The organism is Sedimentibacter sp. B4, assembly GCF_000309315.1.
In the GTDB taxonomy this organism is placed as follows: Bacteria; Bacillota; Clostridia; order Tissierellales; family Sedimentibacteraceae; genus Sedimentibacter; species Sedimentibacter saalensis.
In genome coordinates this window covers 1-2,580 of the sequence record NZ_CANG01000085.1, presented here as the reverse complement: position 1 = coordinate 2,580, position 2,580 = coordinate 1, and the positions used below count along the sequence as shown (strand labels likewise).

Annotated in this window: 3 protein-coding genes; 2 read left to right on the top strand and 1 reads right to left on the bottom strand. The window is 33.0% G+C overall.

Annotated elements, in window-relative coordinates; all coding sequences use genetic code 11:
• Positions 1 to 316, bottom strand: a 316-nt coding sequence (locus BN358_RS10230; protein WP_040582411.1) for an alanine:cation symporter family protein, incomplete at its 3' end; no start/stop codon positions are given.
• A gap of 874 nt (positions 317 to 1,190) precedes the next feature.
• On the opposite strand from BN358_RS10230, the gene BN358_RS27535 reads away from it, so the two are divergent.
• Positions 1,191 to 1,502, top strand: coding sequence for an ABC transporter ATP-binding protein/permease (locus tag BN358_RS27535; RefSeq protein WP_019229135.1), 312 nt, complete (start codon positions 1,191 to 1,193; stop codon positions 1,500 to 1,502).
• Between the two features lie 52 nt (positions 1,503 to 1,554).
• Positions 1,555 to 2,580: ABC transporter ATP-binding protein (locus tag BN358_RS10225; protein WP_232233076.1), on the top strand; the 1,026-nt coding region annotated here is incomplete at its 3' end.

The window sequence follows — 2,580 nt, the reverse complement described above, 5'->3', positions numbered from 1 at the left end:
CTGCCAACCACATCCAGAATACTGCACCTGGTCCGCCTGCTGCAATAGCTGTTGCTACTCCGGCAATGTTTCCTGTTCCAACTGTAGCAGCCAAAGCTGTAGCTACTGCCTGGAAAGCTGTTACTTCTCCTTCACCTTTGTTTTCTTTAGAGAACATTTTTAACAGTGTATTTTTTAGGATATAACCAAGTTTAAAAATTGAAAAAAATCCGGTTTTTGCTGACAGGAAGAGTCCTGCTCCAACAATTAAAACGAGAATAGGTGGTCCCCACACAATACCGTTGATGGTGTTGTTAATGTTCATTATTGTTTCCATAAATACCTCCAAAATTTAATTTGTGTTAATATTTTTACCAATAATAATTTAAAAAACAAAATTTTAATAAAGACTGAAAAAACAAATGTTTTCCCGCCAAAAACAAGCTTTGGTATAAATGCGAAATACAACGAGAGTCATTTAAATATTGCAAAATCATAAATTATGCAGTCTGCCAAAAAGCAAGGCTTCATTATAGAGTGAAGTGTTTTTGCCGTAACATATGTTCTAACATTTGCTGCAAGCTGCGGCAACAGCTTTGGGTGGTAACTCCATAGCGCAGAACAAAGAACATTAATAGAAGTGTTAAAAGGAAAAGTAAAGGTGAGAATTATGGTAGAGCGATTATAAGTCAGACAGGCGGTTCCGCATAATTTTGTCTATTCTCAAAGGTGTAACTGCATCATAGTTCCTCCCGTATGTTTTGAGAAAACAAACAATAAATAACGTTTGCTTTTAAATTATAGCATATAATACAGCAGTGTTCAATTATAATATAATGAAAAAAACTTCATAATAATTAATTAGTATGTGGGTTTTTATCTTTGAAAAAGCAGAGAATTAAAATTTTTCCATAAAAAATATTATATTTTACATTTATTTAACAGAAAGTTAATTAAATAACATTTGCCTCTTACAAATAGAAGTGCGAAATGGTTTTCAAATTCCACATTTTTCAATATTTTATCGTTTCATTAAACATATGTTGCCGTTTCTGAGTGTTTTATGTATCTATTATGATGAATAATATGGTTAATTGACTAAATTTCTGTACAATTCACGAGAATTTCATAACAATATTTCATATGGAATAAAAGTTGTAATAAACATTTCGTTGTGATATTATTCATTTATACATATGAGAGGGCATATTATGAGTAAAATTAAAATTGAACCAATGAAAGAACCAAACAAACTGATTAATTATTGGAAGAAAGAAAAATTTGCAGTCATATGCATCTTAATTTTTGGACTTGCCTACAATGTATCAATGGTTTTAGGTCCTGTCTACCAAGGAAAACTCATAGATTCCATTGCAGAAGGAACATTGGAACAAGTAATTTTTTCTTCTGTTAGATTTATTTTAATAATTGCAGTAATACAGACTTTCAGATACTTCAAGCGTTTTTACATACGACGTTTTGCCAATCGCACCAGTGCTGTAATGCGCTTTATGATACAATAACATAATGCATGAAACTGCTGAAAAGTTGGACCAGGAAAATGCAGGAAACCTAATGACAAGGGCTATATCCGACGTGGAATTTTGTGTGGAAGGAATGCGTAAGTTTACAACTGAGGTTTTTGACACCGGTGTAATGATGGCAGCGTATTTTGTCTCCATGCTTTTTTATGATGTAAAATTAACACTGTTATCAATTATATTTATACCTGCAGCAATGCTTCTTGCCGAAAAACTTAAAGTTAAAATATACAAGTATTCTATGGAATATAGAAAAAAAAGCAGTGAGGTTGCTGAAGTTACTTACAGCACGATTGAAAATGCAATGCTTTTCAGAATAAGCGGCATGGAAGAAACAAACAGAAAAAATTATGAAAAGGAAATAAATGACCTTAAGAACAAGACAGTTAAAGCTAATCTACTTGAAAATTCCATGCATCCAATTTATAATGCCATTGCCATGTCAGGAATTATTATTGTAATTTACATGGGTGGAAATATGGTTATAAGAGGTAGCTGGACAATAGGAACTTTTACTGCATATGCTGCAATGTTCGGAGATTTGGCCATAAAAGCAAGCAAGGCAGCAAAACTCTTCAATACAGTTCAGAAATCAAGGCCTTCATGGAACAGAATAAAAGATTATCTGACAGAATATAAACAAGATGAAAAGAAGTTGTTCACAACAAAAGAAAATATAACATTAACCGTTGATAAATTATTTTTCAGATATCCGGGAACTGAAGAGAATATAATTGAGAATATTACATTTGAAGGAAGACAAGGAGAAATAATAGGCATAACCGGGCCTGTTGCATGCGGAAAATCTACTCTTGGAATAGCATTTCTAGGCCTATATTCATACGGTGGGAGCATCAAGATTAATGGAAGGGAATTAAAGAACTATTCTGCACCGGAGAGAAGTGAGATGATTTCTTATTTGAGCCACAAGCCACAGCTTTTGTCTGACACCATATACAACAACATAACCCTTGGAAGCAAAATGGAAATTGATGAAGTTTTAAAAGATGTATGCTTCAATCAGGATATGACTGAAATGTCAGAGGGACAAAATACCAGA